Source organism: Trichococcus alkaliphilus, assembly GCF_003008695.1.
GTDB classification, from domain to species: Bacteria; Bacillota; Bacilli; order Lactobacillales; family Aerococcaceae; genus Trichococcus; species Trichococcus alkaliphilus.
Genome location: NZ_PXZT01000001.1, coordinates 282019 through 299446 on the forward strand (window position 1 = coordinate 282019; position 17428 = coordinate 299446).

Below are 17428 nucleotides of genomic sequence, written 5' to 3' on the forward strand. Positions count from 1 at the left end.
TTCCTATATGGACAGCCTACATGCTGAGTCTGCCATGCTCTTCATATCTTGTTACTGTTGTGATGGCATTCTGCTCATCCACAAACACCACAAGCGGTTTGTGTTCCTTCGCTTCCTGTTCATCCATCATGCAGTAAGCCATGATGATGATTTTGTCGGACACCTGAACGCATCGTGCGGCTGCACCATTCAAGCAAATCATGCCCGAGCCGCGTTCGCCTGCGATGACGTAAGTTTCGAACCGGGCCCCGTTGTCGATGTCGACGATCTGGACCTTCTCATATTCGATCAGCCCTGCAGCATCAAGCAGATCCTTGTCGACAGTGATGCTGCCCACATAGGAAAGCTCCGCCTGGACAACGACGGCACGGTGTATTTTACTTTTTAGCATATTTAGTTGCATTGTTTTTCCCCCCACTTATTCCGTGATAAAATTATCGATCAGACGCGTTTTCCCGATATAGACTGCCAAAGCCACCAATACAGGTCGCTTGACGCTATCCACTTGCTGCAGCGTTCGCGCATCCACCAACTCCACATAATCGATCTTCGCCATCGGTTCGGCTTGGATCCTTTCCGAAATGGCCTTCAGGATTTTGGCAGCGTCCTGCTCGCCATCCGCAAGCAACTGCTTGGCGACTTCGAGCGCTCGGCTAAGCACCAACGCTGCCTTGCGCTCATCCGCTGACAGGTAACTGTTGCGCGAACTTTTCGCCAATCCGTCCGCTTCCCGGATGATCGGGCAACCGATGACAGTGACGTCCATATCGAGGTCGCGGACCATCTGCTGGATGACCGCCAACTGTTGGGCGTCCTTCTGTCCGAAATAGGCACGGTCCGGCTGTACGATGTTGAACAGCTTTGTCACGACTGTGCAGACGCCCCGGAAATGGGCCGGCCTGCTTTTCCCGCACAAGCTCTCCGTCAGGCCATGCATGTCCACAAAGCTGCTGAAATCGGAATGGTACATCTCCTTCGGCTCGGGATGGAAAATCAGGTCCACTCCGCTGGCTTCGCACAAAGCGGCATCCTTTTCCAGATCCCTTGGATAGCTTTCCAAATCTTCGGATGGGCCGAACTGCATCGGATTCACAAAAATGCTGACGACCACCCGATCGTTTTCACTGACGGCTTTCTGCATCAAGCTTTGATGGCCTTCATGGAGATAGCCCATCGTCGGCACGAAACCGACCGACAAACCTTCCTTTTTCCAGGCCTTCACGGCACTGCGGATTTCTTCAACTGTAGCTGCAATCTTCATTAAGTGATTACCCCTCTAATATAATTTTTCGATGACCGCATCGGAAAGCGCAAAGGTGTGCTCCGCTGCCGGAAACGCGCCGCTTTTCACTTCGGATATGTAGCCTTCGATCGCTGTTTGCATCTGCGGACCGATTTCTGCATAGCGCTTGACGAATTTCGGCGTGAAATCGGAATAGAGCCCCAGCATGTCCTGGTAGACCAACACTTGGCCATCACAGCCGTTCCCCGCGCCGATGCCGATCGTCGGAATCGAGATGCTCTTTGTGATCAGATCGGCCAGCTTGGCCGGGATGCATTCCAGCACCACCGCAAAAGCCCCTGCCGCTTCGACAGCCTTCGCCTGCTCAATCAAGCTGCGCGCCGCTTCTTCATCTTTACCTTGGACTTTGAATCCGCCGAAAGCATTGACGGATTGCGGCGTCAGGCCGATATGCGCCATGACCGGTATCGAAGCTTCCACGATCGCCTTGATCTGCGGGCAGACTTCAAGGCCGCCTTCCAGTTTGACTGCCTGCGCTCGGCCTTCCTTGATCAGCCTGCCTGCATTGGAGACCGCATCATAGACGGAAGTCTGATAGGACATGAACGGCAGATCGCTTACGACCAACGCATCCTTTACCCCTCTGGCGACAGCTTTCGTGTGGTGGATCATATCCTCCATCGTTACCGATAAAGTGTCTTCATACCCCAGCATCACCATCCCCAGCGAATCGCCCACCAGTACCGAGTCGATCCCTGATGCATCGATCAGTTTGGCAGTGGAATAGTCATAAGCAGTCAGCATCGTCAGCCGCTTATTCTTCTGCTTGGCATTGCGGAAAGTCAAAACCGATTTCTTCACCCGAATCCTCATCCTCTCTTCATCCAATATAATATATTATTCACACATTACGTTCTGCAGGGAATAAAGTCAACTACTTTTTGAAAATGGAAGCCCTACCAAAAACATTTACTGTCATGACAGCTAAATACTCCGGTTGGAAAATAGTCTGAAACGCATTCAAAAAGGTATTAAATGCAAAAAAACAACCTTTAGATAGCCGAAGGAACAGTGTCCTGTCGACGTTTCTAAAGGTTAATCTTGTAATCTGATGGAGATGATGGTTATATAATACCACCAAATAAAAAGCCACAATAAATAGTTAAATTCAAGACGAACGCTGATAAATCAATTTATTACATAAATAGGCAATCATAGTATTTAAGAAGAAATCGTTATGATTGTCGTAACGTTGCTCAGGATTTAATCACCTAAAATTGAGTAGAAAATTTGGTGGCGAATGCCATCCTTTTTATTTGCAATACCCTACTTACAAATTCTATTAATAAACACAAACGTTACAAGGGTCAGTTTTTGGACAGTTTGAAGCCGGTCCTTCTAAAATTGTTGTACTTCTCGCTAGCGTATAGCAATTCCTGTCATAATGGTACGATTTACCACCAGGTGTCCAATATACTGTCATGGTTCCTTGGGCGGGATCATTAGTAGTTACATCGCCATTTCCTGAGAATGGAACAGTTGATGGATTATTTGAAGCAGCAGATTCCTCTGCTGCAATTCTAGCAGATTCCTCTGCAGCAATTCTAGCAGATTCCTCTGCTGCAATTCTAGCAGATTCCTCCGCAGCAATTCTAGCAGATTCCTCCGCAGCAATTCTAGCAGATTCAGCTTGAGCAGCCTGTTCTTCAATAGTTCTTTCTACATTGACTATACGATCCGTAAAGTCCTTTTGGCGAGTAACAACAACAGCTAGATAGGTTTTCGCATTTTGGATTGATTCACTAGTTAAATTAGCTTCAGCTGAAGCTATTGCTTCTTCCGCTAACTGTATGTTTTCCTCTTCACGAACCACTTTTTCCTCAACAGACTTCAATTTATTTTGAAGATCATCGGTGGGTTCTTCTACTTCATCAAAAGCTTTTGAAGCAGTTGTAAAATTAGAACGGGATGGCCATATATCAGCTACATTAATCGCGGCAGAAGCACTTTTCAATAATTTTTCTTGTTCAGATTCTGCTTTCGCTTTTTCTTCTTCTGCAAGTTCTTTCTGTGTCTTTTCTTTTGTAGAAGATTCTGTTTGAGATTGTTTTGCTGTTGTTTCAGAAGCGGAATTTTCTCCTCCAGATGTCATTAACGCGAAGGTTCCAAACAAACTGATGACCGTACCAACAATAGCAAGTTTCATTCTTTTAGGATTGGGTGTCTTCTTCATGTAATACCAAATACCATATCCAGAAAGTACTAAGAGTACAGGGGAAATTAGCTGGAAAATAGCAATAATGAAGATGGAAGCAACTAATACGCCAAAAACTTTAAAAATCCTTTTCATTTTTATCACTCCTTCATATATAACAAATATGTTAAAATGTTATAATCACATTTTAATATTAATATATATAAATAGCAATTTTGCTAAGGGAAATATTTCCGAATGGTGTTAATATATAAATAGTAAGCTAAAGGAGGACAAGTTAATGTCAAAAAAAGGTGGGGAAAACCCATTTTTCGGTATGCTAGGGCTTTTACTTGTGCCCGCCATTGTTTTTTGTGTAGTAATTAGCAACGATTCATTAAACAACACGGTAGTGAAGACGGCAAAAGAAACACAAGTCGTAGTTGAAACAGAATCTGAATCACACGAGCTTATTTCAGCGGAATCGGTTAGTTCAATAGATTCGGAAATATTATTTGAATCGATAGAAGAACTAGAATCGAAAACTTCAATAGAACCGGATAATCCGGATTCCAGCCAAGTGGAATCAATTGACCCCTCACTTGAAACACCAATTGAAATCCCAATCGAAACTCCGATTGAACAAGTAAATTCTGCTATTTTAACAGCAGTAGACGTTCCAAAATACACTGGGGCAGATGAAGTAATATTGAATGGTGGAAATAGTACCTTTACAGCAGCAGAGTTAGAGTATGATGGTGTAGGATGGGTTGTGTATAGGAATTTAGATGATTGGAATCGTGTGACGAATATGGATGCTATGGTAACACCTAACATGTACGACACCGGTACAGATGCAGACAGCCGTATATTGCCTACTGGATGGAAAAAAAGTGAACAGAATGAAGGCAATCCGGAACAACTTAATAGAGGGCATCTGTTAGCAGATGTTTTGGGCGGAAGTGGAGAAGACTGGCGTAATCTGGTCACTCTATATCGTAATGCTAATTATCCAACTATGTATTTTGCTGCAGAAGATATTGTTAAGACAGCTATTCAACATGGTTCTGTTGTTCGTTACCGTGTTACGCCAATATTTATGGGGGACGAATTGATGAGTCAAGGTCTGCATATTATGGCAAAAAGTGTAACGGATAATTCAATTGACTTGAATGTGTATGTATTTAATGAACCTAAGGATGGAGTAGATTGATATCTTAAAATATCAGTGGATAACATGATTAACATAGATTTAAGTAAAGCCAATGCAGGCGGCGAATTTTTCGGCGCCTGCGTTGGCTTTAATCGTGTATATATCAATTCTTGGTGTTTTTCTGATTGCTGGATCTCCTGAACACGCATCTACGCATGCGCACTAAAAATAATCCCATGAGTAACAACAAACCTACTGCTTGTTTTTTTCCTTAACAGATATCGATTTTCAGCAAAACATTTGCCCACCCGCAGTCGAAGCGCTTGAGAAAGATAGGCGCACTCGGTACGCGGTGGTTGTCGTACTCGTTTTGATACCGAATCATGCTCGGGTTATGCAATTGCCTATCCGCTCCAGTTGCATCTTCAGTAGAGCGAATTCATAACATTAAGCGACAATAATGTATTAGGGTTTACTTCATAAAAATAAGGTATAATATATTTGATGAAGCGATTCTCATTAAGGACAAGAAAAGTAGGTGAACAAAGTGGGAAAATACCAATTGGATTACAAAGGTCAGGCAGCTGTGACGAAGTTTCATGAAAAACAGACGCCTACCAAATTTGATAAAAAGCAGCAACTTGAAAAATTACGTGCGGAGTATTTGAAAAAGAAGCAAAAATAAACAGGTGAACCATATCGGCACTGAAGTACCGATCTTCTGGGAATACCCATAACTTGTCTAGCGAGCGTTTCAGCTCCAAGACTGCGGTTTAGGCTGGTTTTACCAAGCTAGTCCCAAGCCCATCGAGAGAATATTTTTTGCGGTTTTTACATCGTGGTCGTGATGCGCGTGGCAGTTTGGAAAGTCCCATTCGCGGATATCCACACGCTTAAACCTCTCTGTGTCCTCCGCCTCCCCTTTTTGTCTATTACTGTAATATGGGGATGCCATAGATGCTGCTCCACTTTATTTTGAACACAAAAATGAGTACCTAATTTTTAAAATTAGGTACTCATTTTTGTTATTAAATTTGAAAAACGCCATCATTTGCGATTATCTTTTTCGCTCGCTCCTCGGTTATTTCCTCAAAATCTGTAGAAGCGTTCATGATGATTTCTTCGTACCAATAATCGGATGCTTCCCAGGTTTTGCTCTCCGGGACGTACTTAAACATCCAGTCGCCGTATTTCAAAAGGAAATTTTTCCGATCCGCCCTCGTCGTTATGTAATATTTTGTCTTTCTCATCATTTCACCTCTTCCTTCTAGCTAACCTCTTTAAATTAATTATACACCTGTTCTTATTCAAAACTTTCATTGCTAAACATGCCCAACGATGTGATTATGAATATTTATGCTCATGTAACCGAAAAAGAAAAAGGCAAAACAGCTGATAAATTTGCCGCATACGTTAATTTTTAGCGTTACATAGTCAATTACATGGTCAAAATAAAAAAACAGACCACAGAAATCTACAGAATTGGCTCTGTATCAACGTTTCTAGGGTCTATTAATTTAATATGATGGAGACGATGGGGCTCGAACCCACGACCTCTTGACTGCCAGTCAAGCACTCTCCCAACTGAGCTACGCCCCCGAAATAACAGGGTATCAACGACGTCCGGCAAAAACGCCTTATGAATGATATGATACCCTATTTTCGCTCCTATAACAAGCCTAATTTTTCAAGTGCATAGGCAATTCCGCCTGAATTGCAGTCTTTCGTGACAAATTTGGCGACATCCTTGACGGGATCGACCGCATTCCCCATTGCGACGCCATAGCCGACACTGGAAATGAGTTCATAATCGTTGTTTCCGTCACCGAAAGCTATTGTATCTTCATGCGCAAAGCCCAGATGCTCAGCCATCCACAGGGCAGTCTGTGCTTTTGAACCAGGATTCGGCAACACATCGACGCCGGCATCGTGCCAACGCACAAAGCGGAATTCCGGAAAAGCGCCGGCTTCATAGATTGCTTTCTCTTCTTCTTTATAGAAAAAAAGTGCTTGATAAAGCGGATTGTTCAGATAGAAAAACTCATCATGGTCAGGAACTTCGAACTCGATGCTCTGCATCGCTTCGCTTGCGTTGTTCTCGATCGATTCATGGCGTCGTGCCAGAGCATGCGCTGATTCGTAGACAACCTGATGGCCGCTCTCGTCGGAAATCTGCAGCAATTTTTCGAATGCATTCAGATCCAATTTGTTTTCGTATTTGAGTTCATGCTTGAAGTAACCCGCAGCGCCGTTGCAAACGATGTAATTGTCCAATTGGAACGTATCAATGACCTCTTGGGCCAGAAACAGATTCCGCCCCGTCGCGATTGCGATTTCGTGCCCGTTCTTCTGCAGTTGGCGCAAGGCTTGGACAGTGCTCTCAAGCGGCATCTTTTCATCGTTCAGCAATGTTCCGTCGATATCAAAGAAAATGAATTTTTTGTTGTTCAAAATTTCTGCTCCCCTTATTCTGACTCGTTTTTGAATTGGCTGGTGTACAAATCGTAATAAAATCCTTTTCTTTCCAACAACTCTGCGTGTTTGCCATGTTCGATTATTTCGCCTTGGTCCATGACGAGGATCAAATCGGCATCGCGGATGGTGGAAAGCCTGTGCGCGATCACAAAACTGGTCCTACCTTGCATGATGCGTTTCATCGCTTTCTGGATCAAAGCTTCCAGTCTAGTATCTACGGAACTAGTCGCTTCGTCAAGTATTAAGATTTTAGGATCCGCGATGAAGGCGCGGGCGATTGTCAGCAGTTGCTTTTGCCCCAAGGAAATATTGGAGGCCTCCTGGTTTATGACCGTGTCGTAACCTGCACCCAAAGTCTGGATGAAATGATGGACATTGGCTGTGGTCGCCGCATCCACCACCTCTTCGAAGGTCGCATCCAGTTTTCCGAAGCGGATATTCCCTGTAATCGTATCCTTGTAGAGCCAAGCGTCCTGCAGCACCATGCCGAATTGGGAGCGCAAGTCAGCACGGGTCAGTTCTTTCGTGTCGTAACCATCTATTTTGATGGCGCCCGAATCCACCTCATAGAAGCGCATCAAGAGATTGATCATCGTAGTCTTGCCGGCGCCTGTCGGACCGACGATTGCCACAGTTTCCCCGCTTTTTACGTCGATATTGAAATTCCTGATCAGCGGATCTTCTTTGTCATAGCTGAAGCAGACATTTTCAAAAGTGACATCGCCGCGGATTTCCTTCGGCAAACTCATTTTCACTTCTGCTTGCACCTCCTCTTCTTGATCAAGGAGATCGAAGACGCGTTGGATGGAAGAAGCAGCCGATTGGATGATGGCCGATAATTGTGTGATCGTCGAAATCGGCTGGTTCACTTGCCAGACGTACTGCACCATAGCCTGCACATTACCGATCGTCATCGCTCCAGCCATCGCTTGCAGAATCCCGAGCACAGCTATGATGATATAGGAAGCATTGGTGACAAGTGCCACAGCCGGTGACAGCAATCCGGAAATGAAAGCCGCCTTAAAACCATTCTTTTTCAGGGATTCATTGATGGAATGAAACTTATCGAAAGCATCCTCTTCTTTGCCATAAAGCTTGATGATGGAGAAGCCGGTGAGCGATTCCTGGACAAAACCGTTCAGCTGTCCGAGATATTTCGCTTGCCCACGGAAATACGGCTGCGACAGCTGCGTGATCTTTTTGGAAAGGATGGTGGCCAATGGAATCAGCACGACCATAGTGAGAGCCAGCTTCCAACTGATCGCGAACATCATGATGAGCGCGAATGTGATCCCCAAAACGGCATTCAGCACCTGCAGCAACGACTGCTGCAGCGCATTGCCGATGGAATCGACATCGTTCGTCACTTTGCTCAATATGTCTCCGAATTGGTTGCGGTCAAAGTAGGCAATCGGCAGCCGGTTCAATTTGTCGCTCAGATCCTTGCGCAAATCACGCATGGCATCCTGAACGACATCCGTCATGAACAATTGCGAATAGAGATTCGTAGCTTGGTAAAGCAATGCCCGAATAAAATAGATGATCAGCACTTTCGACAAATAATCGTAATTAATGCCGGCACCTTCCACGCCTTTCAACATATCCGAAACATTTCTGCCGATTTCCGTAATGGCAAATCCGATGATGAATGGCTCCAGTACGTTCAGTATCGTCATCGCTATGCTCAAAAGGATGGAGCCGAAGAACTTCATTTTGTAAAATTTGAGGTAATCCCATACCCGGAGCAACGTTTTTTTGTCCACTTTTTTCATGCGAGTTCCTCCTTGCTCATTTGCGAGGATGCAATATCATAATAGATTTCACAATTCTGCAACAGGTCTTTGTGGGTCCCCTGACCGACGACCTCACCTTCATTCATTACAATGATCTTATCTGCATGCATAATCGTGCTGACGCGTTGGGCCACAATGATGACTGTCGCTTTTCCGGTCTCTTTTTTGAGCCGCGCGCGCAAGCTCGCATCCGTCTTGTAATCCAAGGCCGAGAAACTGTCATCGAAAATATAGATATCCGGTTTGCGGACGATTGCCCGGGCAATGGATAACCGCTGCTTTTGCCCGCCGGAAAGATTGCTTCCGCCCTCAGCCAAATGTTCATCAAAACGCTTCGGTTTGCGCGCTATGAATTCCTTCGCTTGAGAAATATCAGAGGCTTCCTCGATTTCTTTTTTCGAGGCATCCCACTTACCGTAACGAAGATTTTCGGAGATAGTCCCGGTGAAAAGCAAGGCTTTCTGCGGAATAAAGCCGATTTTCTTGCGCAAAGCTTTCAGATTATAATCGCGTACATCATGCCCATCGATGAGGATGCGCCCTTTTGTGACATCATAAAAACGCGGAATCAACTGAATCAACGTAGATTTGCCGCTCCCTGTGCTGCCGATGAAAGCGACCGTTTGTCCCGGTTCAGCCGAAAAGGAAATATCCTTGATCACCGGAGTGTCTGTGTTCCCCGGATACGCAAAGCTGACCGCTTCAAAACTCAGATAACCATGCGTCAGGGTTTCCGTGATCCCCTCTTCGTTCGGGGAAATGCTGCTGGTTGTGGCCAACACTTCCTGAATCCGCTTCGCGGAAACCGAGGCCCGCGGGTACATCATGAAGACGACTGCAAAGTTCAGAAACGAGAACAAGGCATGGAAACTGTATTCGATGAAAGCTGTCATGTCCCCTAATTGAAGACTGCCTCCCTCGATCTGTTCGGAACCAAACCACATGATGGCGATGATGATCAGATTGATGACATGTGAAAATACAGGCTGGTTCCAGGCCATCAGGCGAAACAGTTTCTTTGAAACCACGCTGTAGGCGTTATTGACTCCCTCAAAGCGTTCAGCTTGAAAAGCTTCCTGGACAAAGGCCCGGATGACGCGCATGCCGGAAAGCGATTCCCTTAAATTCCCGTTGATGTCATCAAGATTTTGCTGTTGCGCCTCGGATAATGGTTGCGATTTCTTGCCGATCACAATGATCATCACAAGCAGTGCCGGAAAAGCCGGCAACAGGATGATCGATAAGTCAGGACTCGTGCGCGCAATCATAAACGCACTGGCGAACATCATGATGAAGGTCATCAACCCCATCCGCAACAGCATCTGGGCGAATTGCATCAGGATGAAGGCATCATTGGTGACCCGCGTCACCAATGATGAAACGCCGATGCGATCATACTCTTCGTGGGAAAAAGTCTGGATATTTTGGTACATGTCATTGCGCATATCCGCTACCATGTTGGTAGTGATTCTGCCGGTTGCATAGGCGACAATGATTCTCCCCACAAACCCGACCAAGGCCAAGCCGACCATAACCGCAGTCGTGCGCAGAATATTCTCTTTTCCGCCGCCTGCAACCGTTTCGTTGATCAAGCCTGCAAGCATCGTGGGCAATCCCAACTCCACAAGCACAAAGCCGAAAGCTCCCAACACATTTAATAAAAATAATTTGTTATACCGACTGATATAACGCCAAATTAAAGACATTTTGATACACCTACCTTAATGGAAACGATTCGTCGGGTTTCTTCAGGGCAAAAAAAAAGAACGTTCTCGATTTTCTGTCCAGCCTTCCAAACCCTCTGTATCCAGTCTAGCCAATTACTGTGTTTAAGTCTACAAAAATATTGATTGCTTTCGTTAAAAAAAACAAAAGAGAATTGCCTTACTATTGGAAAGGCTTGCACCTCTGCAAAAATGATTTTACCAGTCATTTCTATACTAACTGCCTTAATTGTGGTAAACTTACAGTACCGATTGTATGAAAAAATACAACTATTGACCAAGTTAACAAACTAAGATTGTAATTTTTAAGTACAGTACTATCAAAAACAAATAAGAAAAATGGAGTGAACTATATGATATTTAAAGTAACATACCAACCAGCAAAATTTGATGCACCTACCAGAGAGAACACGGAATCTCTATACGTGGAGGCATCCGATATCGTAATAGCCAGAAGATTAGTTGAACAAAATACCCCCTACAACATTGAATTCATCCAACCTTTGGAAGGCAGCCATTTAGAATACGAACAAAAAGATCCTAATTTTAAAATCACGGAGTTCAATGTATGAAACCTAACATAAAAAACAATGAAGTCGGTGTATTTGCTCTCGGGGGTTTAGGGGAAATCGGCAAAAATATGTATGGCATACAATTTCAGGATGAAATCATCATTCTTGATTCCGGTATCATGTTTCCGGAAGATGATTTGCTTGGCATTGATTATGTAATACCCGACTACAGTTACTTGGTGCAAAACCAATCCAAAATCAAAGGGCTGTTCATTTCTCACGGACACGAAGATCACATCGGTGGTGTCCCGTTTCTTTTGAAAGAATTGAATGTTCCTATCTATGCTGGCAAACTGGCGCTCGCCATGATCCGCAACAAACTGGATGAGCACGGCTTGCTCAGGGATGCCATCCTGCACGAAATCAATGAAGATTCTATCATCAAATTCCGTAAAACCAGCATCAGCTTCTTCGGAACAACCCACAGCATACCGGACACCATGGGGATCGTGGTCAAGACTCCTCCAGGCAACGTTGTGTTTACAGGGGATTTCAAGTTCGATTTCACGCCTGCAAACGGCAAACCGGCGAATATCCATAAGATGGCTAAAATCGGGGAAGAAGGCGTCCTGTTGCTTATGAGCGACAGCACCAATGCAGAAACGCCTACATTTACGCAATCAGAGCAAATTGTTGGTCAATCCCTTAAAAACATCATTCAAAAAGTTTCGGGAAGAATCATTTTTGCTTCCTTCTCGTCCAATATCTACAGATTGCAGCAAGTCACTGAAGTCGCGCTCGAAACGGACCGAAAAATCGCTATATTCGGCCGCAGCATGGAGACGAACTTCCGGACAGCCAGAGAATTGGGCTTCATCGTGGCTCCGGACGACCTGTTCATCGAAACGCGCCAATTGAACAGTCTTCCTGCGGATAAAGTGCTGATCATGTGTACAGGTTCCCAAGGTGAACCGATGGCTGCATTGAGCCGTATCGCCAACGGTACACACAGACAGATTTCCATCCAACCGGGTGATACTGTGATTTTCTCAAGTTCACCAATACCAGGCAACACAACCAGTGTCAATCGCGTCATCAACCTGCTGTTGGAAGCTGGGGCAGCCGTAGTTCACGGCAAAGTAAACAACGTCCACACTTCCGGACACGGTGGGCAGCAAGAGCAAAAACTGATGTTGACCCTGATGAAACCGAAATACTTCATGCCTGTCCACGGCGAGTACCGGATGCTGAAGATTCATACAGAATTGGCAGAGGCAGTCGGCATTCCAGCGGAAAACTGCTTCATCTCCGACAATGGCGATATCCTCGCTTTGACGGCGGATTCCGCAAGACGCGCCGGCAACTTCACGGCAGCTGACGTATATGTTGATGGAAAAGGCATCGGCGATATCGGAAACATCGTCCTGCGCGATCGTCGTGTCCTTTCTGAAGATGGACTAGTAGTCGTGGTGTTGACCGTCGATTTCCGCAACAAGGATTTATTGGCAGGACCGGACATCCTTTCCCGCGGATTCATCTATATGCGCGAATCAGGCGATCTGATTAATGAAGCACAAGCAATCGTCCGCCAAGATGTTCTTTCTTTGCTGAAGGGCCCTGACGCGGTCACCGAGAAGAAATTGAAGGACACCGTCACGAACGCCATTCAGCCTTACCTGTATGAAAAAACGAAACGTCGTCCGATGATTGTCCCAGTCATTATGGGCGTCTGAAACTGAAAACCTGAACTGAACACAAAAAGAGGGCCTGGATCAAAAATCCAGCGCCCTCTTTTTATTTGTCCTCTTTATTTTGTGCGATGAAGTTATACTCCGGTTCGCGTTGTTTTTCATCGAATCCGACATGCAGATCATAGCCATTAAAGAACCAATCATCCGCATCCTCGACATAATATAAAATACCATTGTATTCGGCTTTTCCGATCGGTGAAACTGGCTCATCCACATCAAGCCCAACGGAGAACCCTTCATGTATTTGGCTGCTGCCGTATACTTTCCCAAGGAAACGGACCCCTTTTTTGCCTGAAATGCCCATTTCCTGTTCAAACCACTTTTGTGCGCGTTCACTGATTTCTATTTTCATCTAGTCGCTGATCGGATGATCAGCCTGCCCCCCTCACTGCTATCTATCGTATTCATCTTATCATAAGGAAGCATCATTTTATAACACTTTGCTCAAAGTCATTGAATCAGATGATGCTTGAATGCGTAGATCGTAGCTTGGGTCCTGTCATCCACTTCCAACTTTGTCAAAATGTTGGACACATGCGTTTTGACTGTCTTCAGTGTGATGAACAGTTGGTCGGCAATGTCCTGATTGGAGTAACCTTGCGCGATGAGCAGCAACACTTCCCGCTCTCTAGCGGTCAGCTCTTCATGCAACGGCCGGATATTTCTTTTCGAGAAGCGCTCCAGCATTTTATCAGTCACTTCCGGTTCCAGGACAGACTCGCCGTGGTAAGTGGAACGGATCGCGTCGGCAATTTCATGCGCTGAAGAGGTTTTCAGCATGTAACTGGAAGCCCCAGCTTCCAATGCCGGGTAAACCTTCTCGTCATCGATGAAACTGGTAACGATGATAATTTTCGCTTTGGGCCATTCATGCAATATCGCTTTGGTCGAGGCAATGCCGTCCATTACTTCCATGACCAGATCCATCAAAATGATGTCCGGGCGCAAATCCAGGGCCATTTCATAGCCGATCAGGCCGTTTTCCGCTTCCCCTATTACTTCAATATCATCTTGGATGGATAAATAAGCCGAGTACCCTAGCCTCACCATCTCGTGATCGTCGATAATCAATACACGTATCAAACCGAACCCTCCTAAAGGAACTTTTTTCTGAAACTTCAGTCATCCTATTCAGCACTTGCATCTTTCGTATTCACATTGGTGTTCGGGATGCGTATTTCAATCACGGTCCCTTTTTTGGGGAAACTGATAATTTTACAGCTCCCGCCCATCCCCTGCACACGTTCTTTGATGTTCATCAGGCCATAGCTGCCGGATTTTTCAATCGAGGTATCGAAGCCAACGCCATCGTCGTAAACGCGGAGACTGATTTCCTGCAAGGTTTGTTTCAGATACACTTCCAGATGGCTTGCCTTTGCATGCCTCAGGGTGTTCGAAAGCAACTCCTGCACAATACGGAAAAAATGATCTTCGATGCCGCTCATCGTGTGGACATCGTCGATTTCCCATTTGATCGCGATTTGGACTTTCGACTTCAATTCCACCAACAACTGTTCGATCCCTTTTTTCAGGGATTTGCCTTCGAGTTTGGTTGGACGAAGATGCAGGAGCAATGCTCGCATCTCCGACTGGGATTCGTTGATGATGCCTTCTATGAGACGCATCTGTTTCTGTATTTTTTCAGGAAAATCATCGGCTCGTTCATTGACCGCCGACAACATCATCATTGCGGCAAAAAGTTGTTGACTGACGGAATCATGCAGCTCCCTCGCTATGCGGTGCCTTTCCTGCTCGAGAATTTCTTCTTTTGTTTCATTGCCGAACTGCTGCGGATGTGCACTCAGATGCTGCACTTCCCGGGACAGGCTGAGCATCTTTTTCCTGAGCATCTCGATCTCAATATGGATCGTGTGGCAATACTGATCCATAAATAATGATTTATCACGCTTTTTTGTGAATGCCGTATGCTCATAATTGCCAAGATAAAGCCAATGCAACTTGTCCTTGATGCGGTTTTCTTGATTTTTCAAATAAAAGTGGGCAATCCAAGTTACAACGATTGCAGCAAAAAGCAGCAATACGATGATGTAAAGGAATGCAGGCACATAAAAACGATCCACCTCGAGCAGTTCCTGATAACTTAAATAAGGTCTCAGGGCAAACAAAACGCCGGACGCGATAAAAGCAAAGACGCCGAGTATCGTGCCGAACAGAATCAAAACCGCGCTTCTCCTCATAGGTAGATCACCTCCAGATCACCCAGCAGGTTATTGGATACGATCTTGATCTTTCTGTTTGTCTCATCGTAATCCCGGCTGTATAATTTGACCGTTTCGTTGATCAGGTCTAGTTCAGTTTCATTGAACATAAGCTGGCCTTTGATGGTGGAATGATGGACAGCCACTCCAATTCCCAACGGTACGATTACCCTGGTCTTTCCGAATCCTTTGCGGATCAGAATGACATTTTCCTCTTTCGGCAACAACGTATTCCCCAAATCGATTATCGTATCCCCCATGAATACGGTTAGATTGACATCATCCCATTCATAGACATCCGACCCGATACTGGTGTTTCCGATCCATTTCTGGCGCTTTCTGGAACCGTTCCGCTGTTCCGGTTCTTTCGTTTTGACTGTACGGAACGCTTTTTCTTCCCAAGGAACGTCCACAAAAGTATCCAGTTTCAACTCAGACCAGATGCCTTTTCCATTGATGACAACGAACAGTATGAAAAGAATCAACATCAGCCACACCGAGAAAGTGGAGAGTATGCTCATGCCTACCATAAACCATCCGATCAAGCCTAGAATCTGACGACGCTCACCTTTTCCGGTGCCGAATTTGATGAATATCAGCCCGAACACAAAGACCAGCAGCAAATCTGTGTCCTGAACCAATTGGAACAGGACAGCCAACCCCAATAGGCCTTCAATGAGCATAAATAATTTCAAGGCTCCCTTTTTCATCCTAAGCCCCTCCTTCCTCTTCGAGGTTTATACATTTCCGCTGAACGCTGACTTGCAGGCGCTGCAAGCAGGAACGTAAGTATCTGCTTCCATTATAGATTACCTGGACCACTTTGACAGTGCGCTAAGGGTGGATAATAGGCTAAGACTAAAGTCGTACAGCCCAACTGATTACATGTACTCTGTCATTATACCCGATGAGCCAAAAAGAAACATAAGCAAATAGAGGATAGGACAAGAATCATTCGGAATGATTTTTGTCCTATCCTCTTCTTGAATGCTTTTTTTAAGCTTGTTCGATTCTGACGATTTTCACGTTCATATCGCCGCCCGGTGTGCCGATGGCGACTTCTGCTCCGATTTGCTTGCCCAACAAGGCTTTAGCGATCGGAGAATCGTTTGAAATCTTACCTTCAAGCGGATCTGCTTCTGCACTGCCGACAATGGTGTACGTTTCTTCATCGCCATCCGGCAATTCCATGAATGTCACTTTCAGTCCAATCGAAACCACATTGCTATCAACGTTTTGTACTTCAATGATTTCCGCAAAACGGATCATTTTTTCCAATGTTGTGATGCGGCCTTCGACGAAAGCTTGTTCGTCTTTTGCGGATTCATATTCCGAATTTTCGGATAGATCTCCGTAGCTTCTGGCAATCTTGATGCGTTCAACGATTTCTCTTCTTTTGTTCACTTTTAAGTCTTCAAGTTCAGCTTCTAATTTGGCTTTACCTTCAGCTGTCATCGGATATGCTTTTTCAATCATAAGAAATATGCCCCTTTTAAGTAATGATTCAATATTCAATATGCAGCACAGGACTACAGTTCCCTTTTTTTATTGATAGCTGTCCTCGAAAGCCAAACGGATCTGGGACAGGTAGCATGTCATCCAAAGAGAAATAATCATTTCCTGTGGCTCTACATCGTTTATTGGCTGCCTAATTAATAGTGAATTTAAAATACCATTTAATTCCAGTAAAAGCAATTATATTTTTAAAATATTACAGGTATCTATTATTATTCTGCATTTTCAGACAAAATTGAAGCAATTTTGGTAGTCATCAGATCGATTGCGACTTGATTTTGTCCACCTTCAGGAATGATGATATCCGCAAATTTTTTGGTTGGCTCGATGAATTGCTGATGCATCGGCTTGACCACTGTCAGATATTGGTGGATGACAGAATCAAGTGTCCGGCCTCTCGATTCCATGTCGCGTTTGATTCTTCGGATGATGCGGATATCATCATCTGTATCCACATAGACTTTGATGTCCATCAGATCGCGCAGGCGTTGATCCTCTAAAATCAGGATTCCCTCAACGATTATGACTTCTTTCGGCTCGCGATGGATCACTTTGTCGCTGCGCGTGTGCTTGGAGTAGTCGTAAACAGGTTGCTCGACACTCTCGTATTTTATCAATTTTTTAAGATCTTCGATGAAGAGATCCGTATCAAACGCAAACGGATGATCGTAGTTTGTTTTCAGGCGCTCCTCAAACGGCAGATCGCTTTGATCTTTGTAATAAAAATCCTGTTCCAACAGCAAAATGGAAACATCGGTAAACTTGTCTAAGATGGCCCGGCTGACACTGGTTTTCCCGCTTCCCGATCCCCCTGTCACCCCAATAACGATAGGTTTTTTCACTGGTGTA

Annotated in this window: 18 protein-coding genes and 1 tRNA gene; 4 read left to right on the forward strand and 15 right to left on the reverse strand. The window is 45.0% G+C overall.

Features of this window, described 5'->3' with window-relative positions:
- Nucleotides 1-16: 16 nt before the first annotated feature.
- The 4 genes from panD to C7R73_RS01270 all read right to left on the reverse strand — a co-directional run bounded on the left by panD (nt 17) and on the right by C7R73_RS01270 (nt 3593).
- Complete coding sequence (gene panD, locus C7R73_RS01255; RefSeq protein WP_086628237.1) at nt 17-403, reverse strand: aspartate 1-decarboxylase; 387 nt, start codon at nt 401-403, stop codon at nt 17-19.
- 15 nt (nt 404-418) lie between these two features.
- The gene (panC, locus tag C7R73_RS01260; RefSeq protein ID WP_106448762.1) at nt 419-1261 is read right to left on the reverse strand and encodes a pantoate--beta-alanine ligase; all 843 of its coding nucleotides are present in this window, start codon (nt 1259-1261) and stop codon (nt 419-421) included.
- Nucleotides 1262-1276: 15 nt separating this feature from the next.
- Nucleotides 1277-2047: a 3-methyl-2-oxobutanoate hydroxymethyltransferase gene (gene panB / locus C7R73_RS01265; protein WP_414718254.1), complete on the reverse strand. Its 771-nt coding sequence runs from the start codon at nt 2045-2047 to the stop codon at nt 1277-1279.
- 538 nt (nt 2048-2585) lie between these two features.
- Nucleotides 2586-3593: a hypothetical protein gene (locus C7R73_RS01270; protein ID WP_106448764.1), complete on the reverse strand. Its 1008-nt coding sequence runs from the start codon at nt 3591-3593 to the stop codon at nt 2586-2588.
- Between the two features lie 145 nt (nt 3594-3738).
- On the opposite strand from C7R73_RS01270, the gene C7R73_RS01275 reads away from it, so the two are divergent.
- Together C7R73_RS01275 and C7R73_RS13760 are read left to right on the forward strand one after the other, a co-directional pair.
- Nucleotides 3739-4650 carry a DNA/RNA non-specific endonuclease gene (locus C7R73_RS01275; RefSeq protein ID WP_106448765.1) on the forward strand — a complete coding sequence of 304 codons (912 nt, stop codon included), beginning with the start codon at nt 3739-3741 and terminating at the stop codon, nt 4648-4650.
- Nucleotides 4651-5137: 487 nt separating this feature from the next.
- Nucleotides 5138-5275: a hypothetical protein gene (locus C7R73_RS13760; RefSeq protein WP_106448825.1), complete on the forward strand. Its 138-nt coding sequence runs from the start codon at nt 5138-5140 to the stop codon at nt 5273-5275.
- A 343-nt stretch (nt 5276-5618) separates the two neighbouring features.
- Here C7R73_RS13760 and C7R73_RS01285 read toward each other — a convergent pair whose 3' ends face one another.
- The 5 genes from C7R73_RS01285 to C7R73_RS01310 all read right to left on the reverse strand — a co-directional run bounded on the left by C7R73_RS01285 (nt 5619) and on the right by C7R73_RS01310 (nt 10564).
- Nucleotides 5619-5843, reverse strand: a complete 225-nt coding sequence (locus C7R73_RS01285; protein ID WP_106448766.1) for a hypothetical protein — start codon at nt 5841-5843, stop codon at nt 5619-5621.
- Nucleotides 5844-6116: 273 nt separating this feature from the next.
- A tRNA-Ala gene (locus C7R73_RS01295) sits at nt 6117-6189 on the reverse strand.
- A 69-nt stretch (nt 6190-6258) separates the two neighbouring features.
- On the reverse strand, nt 6259-7041 hold the full coding sequence (locus tag C7R73_RS01300; protein WP_239992544.1) for a Cof-type HAD-IIB family hydrolase: 783 nt from the start codon (nt 7039-7041) through the stop codon (nt 6259-6261).
- Between the two features lie 14 nt (nt 7042-7055).
- Nucleotides 7056-8837 (reverse strand): ABC transporter ATP-binding protein, encoded by a 1782-nt coding sequence (locus C7R73_RS01305; RefSeq protein WP_106448768.1) that lies wholly within the window; start codon nt 8835-8837, stop codon nt 7056-7058.
- Nucleotides 8834-10564 carry an ABC transporter ATP-binding protein gene (locus tag C7R73_RS01310; RefSeq protein WP_106448769.1) on the reverse strand — a complete coding sequence of 577 codons (1731 nt, stop codon included), beginning with the start codon at nt 10562-10564 and terminating at the stop codon, nt 8834-8836. Before C7R73_RS01310 ends, C7R73_RS01305 begins: the two co-directional genes overlap by 4 nt.
- Before the next feature lie 371 nt (nt 10565-10935).
- Between C7R73_RS01310 and C7R73_RS01320 the strand changes: the two genes are divergently transcribed.
- Both C7R73_RS01320 and rnjA read left to right on the forward strand, forming a co-directional pair.
- Nucleotides 10936-11154, forward strand: coding sequence for a DNA-directed RNA polymerase subunit epsilon (locus C7R73_RS01320; RefSeq protein ID WP_086628267.1), 219 nt, complete (start codon nt 10936-10938; stop codon nt 11152-11154).
- The gene (gene rnjA, locus C7R73_RS01325) at nt 11151-12827 is read left to right on the forward strand and encodes a ribonuclease J1 (RefSeq protein ID WP_106448771.1); all 1677 of its coding nucleotides are present in this window, start codon (nt 11151-11153) and stop codon (nt 12825-12827) included. Before C7R73_RS01320 ends, rnjA begins: the two co-directional genes overlap by 4 nt.
- A 61-nt stretch (nt 12828-12888) precedes the next feature.
- Here rnjA and C7R73_RS01330 read toward each other — a convergent pair whose 3' ends face one another.
- From C7R73_RS01330 to udk, 6 genes are all read right to left on the reverse strand, one after another.
- Nucleotides 12889-13197: a HesB/YadR/YfhF family protein gene (locus C7R73_RS01330; protein WP_106448772.1), complete on the reverse strand. Its 309-nt coding sequence runs from the start codon at nt 13195-13197 to the stop codon at nt 12889-12891.
- A 98-nt stretch (nt 13198-13295) separates the two neighbouring features.
- Nucleotides 13296-13928, reverse strand: a complete 633-nt coding sequence (locus tag C7R73_RS01335; protein WP_106448773.1) for a response regulator transcription factor — start codon at nt 13926-13928, stop codon at nt 13296-13298.
- A 44-nt stretch (nt 13929-13972) separates the two neighbouring features.
- Complete coding sequence (locus C7R73_RS01340; protein ID WP_106448774.1) at nt 13973-15043, reverse strand: sensor histidine kinase; 1071 nt, start codon at nt 15041-15043, stop codon at nt 13973-13975.
- On the reverse strand, nt 15040-15774 hold the full coding sequence (gene liaF / locus C7R73_RS01345; protein WP_106448775.1) for a cell wall-active antibiotics response protein LiaF: 735 nt from the start codon (nt 15772-15774) through the stop codon (nt 15040-15042). The genes C7R73_RS01340 and liaF overlap by 4 nt, the downstream gene beginning before the upstream one ends.
- A 286-nt stretch (nt 15775-16060) precedes the next feature.
- Complete coding sequence (gene greA / locus C7R73_RS01350) at nt 16061-16540, reverse strand: transcription elongation factor GreA (protein ID WP_106448776.1); 480 nt, start codon at nt 16538-16540, stop codon at nt 16061-16063.
- 251 nt (nt 16541-16791) lie between these two features.
- Nucleotides 16792-17421, reverse strand: a complete 630-nt coding sequence (gene udk, locus C7R73_RS01355; RefSeq protein ID WP_106448777.1) for a uridine kinase — start codon at nt 17419-17421, stop codon at nt 16792-16794.
- Nucleotides 17422-17428: the final 7 nt, after the last annotated feature.

Bases quoted from the DNA above. Each gene is read 5' to 3' on its own strand.
- C7R73_RS01270 (WP_106448764.1), bottom strand. From the start codon at position 3,593: ATGAAAAGGATTTTTAAAGTTTTTGGCGTATTAGTTGCTTCCATCTTC.
- greA (WP_106448776.1), bottom strand. From the start codon at position 16,540: ATGATTGAAAAAGCATATCCGATGACAGCTGAAGGTAAAGCCAAATTA.
- C7R73_RS01275 (WP_106448765.1), top strand. From the start codon at position 3,739: ATGTCAAAAAAAGGTGGGGAAAACCCATTTTTCGGTATGCTAGGGCTT.
- C7R73_RS01305 (WP_106448768.1), bottom strand. From the start codon at position 8,837: ATGAAAAAAGTGGACAAAAAAACGTTGCTCCGGGTATGGGATTACCTC.
- C7R73_RS01285 (WP_106448766.1), bottom strand. From the start codon at position 5,843: ATGATGAGAAAGACAAAATATTACATAACGACGAGGGCGGATCGGAAA.
- C7R73_RS01320 (WP_086628267.1), top strand. From the start codon at position 10,936: ATGATATTTAAAGTAACATACCAACCAGCAAAATTTGATGCACCTACC.
- panC (WP_106448762.1), bottom strand. From the start codon at position 1,261: ATGAAGATTGCAGCTACAGTTGAAGAAATCCGCAGTGCCGTGAAGGCC.
- panD (WP_086628237.1), bottom strand. From the start codon at position 403: ATGCAACTAAATATGCTAAAAAGTAAAATACACCGTGCCGTCGTTGTC.
- C7R73_RS01310 (WP_106448769.1), bottom strand. From the start codon at position 10,564: ATGTCTTTAATTTGGCGTTATATCAGTCGGTATAACAAATTATTTTTA.
- liaF (WP_106448775.1), bottom strand. From the start codon at position 15,774: ATGAAAAAGGGAGCCTTGAAATTATTTATGCTCATTGAAGGCCTATTG.
- panB (WP_414718254.1), bottom strand. From the start codon at position 2,047: ATGCTGACTGCTTATGACTATTCCACTGCCAAACTGATCGATGCATCA.
- rnjA (WP_106448771.1), top strand. From the start codon at position 11,151: ATGAAACCTAACATAAAAAACAATGAAGTCGGTGTATTTGCTCTCGGG.
- C7R73_RS01340 (WP_106448774.1), bottom strand. From the start codon at position 15,043: ATGAGGAGAAGCGCGGTTTTGATTCTGTTCGGCACGATACTCGGCGTC.
- C7R73_RS01330 (WP_106448772.1), bottom strand. From the start codon at position 13,197: ATGAAAATAGAAATCAGTGAACGCGCACAAAAGTGGTTTGAACAGGAA.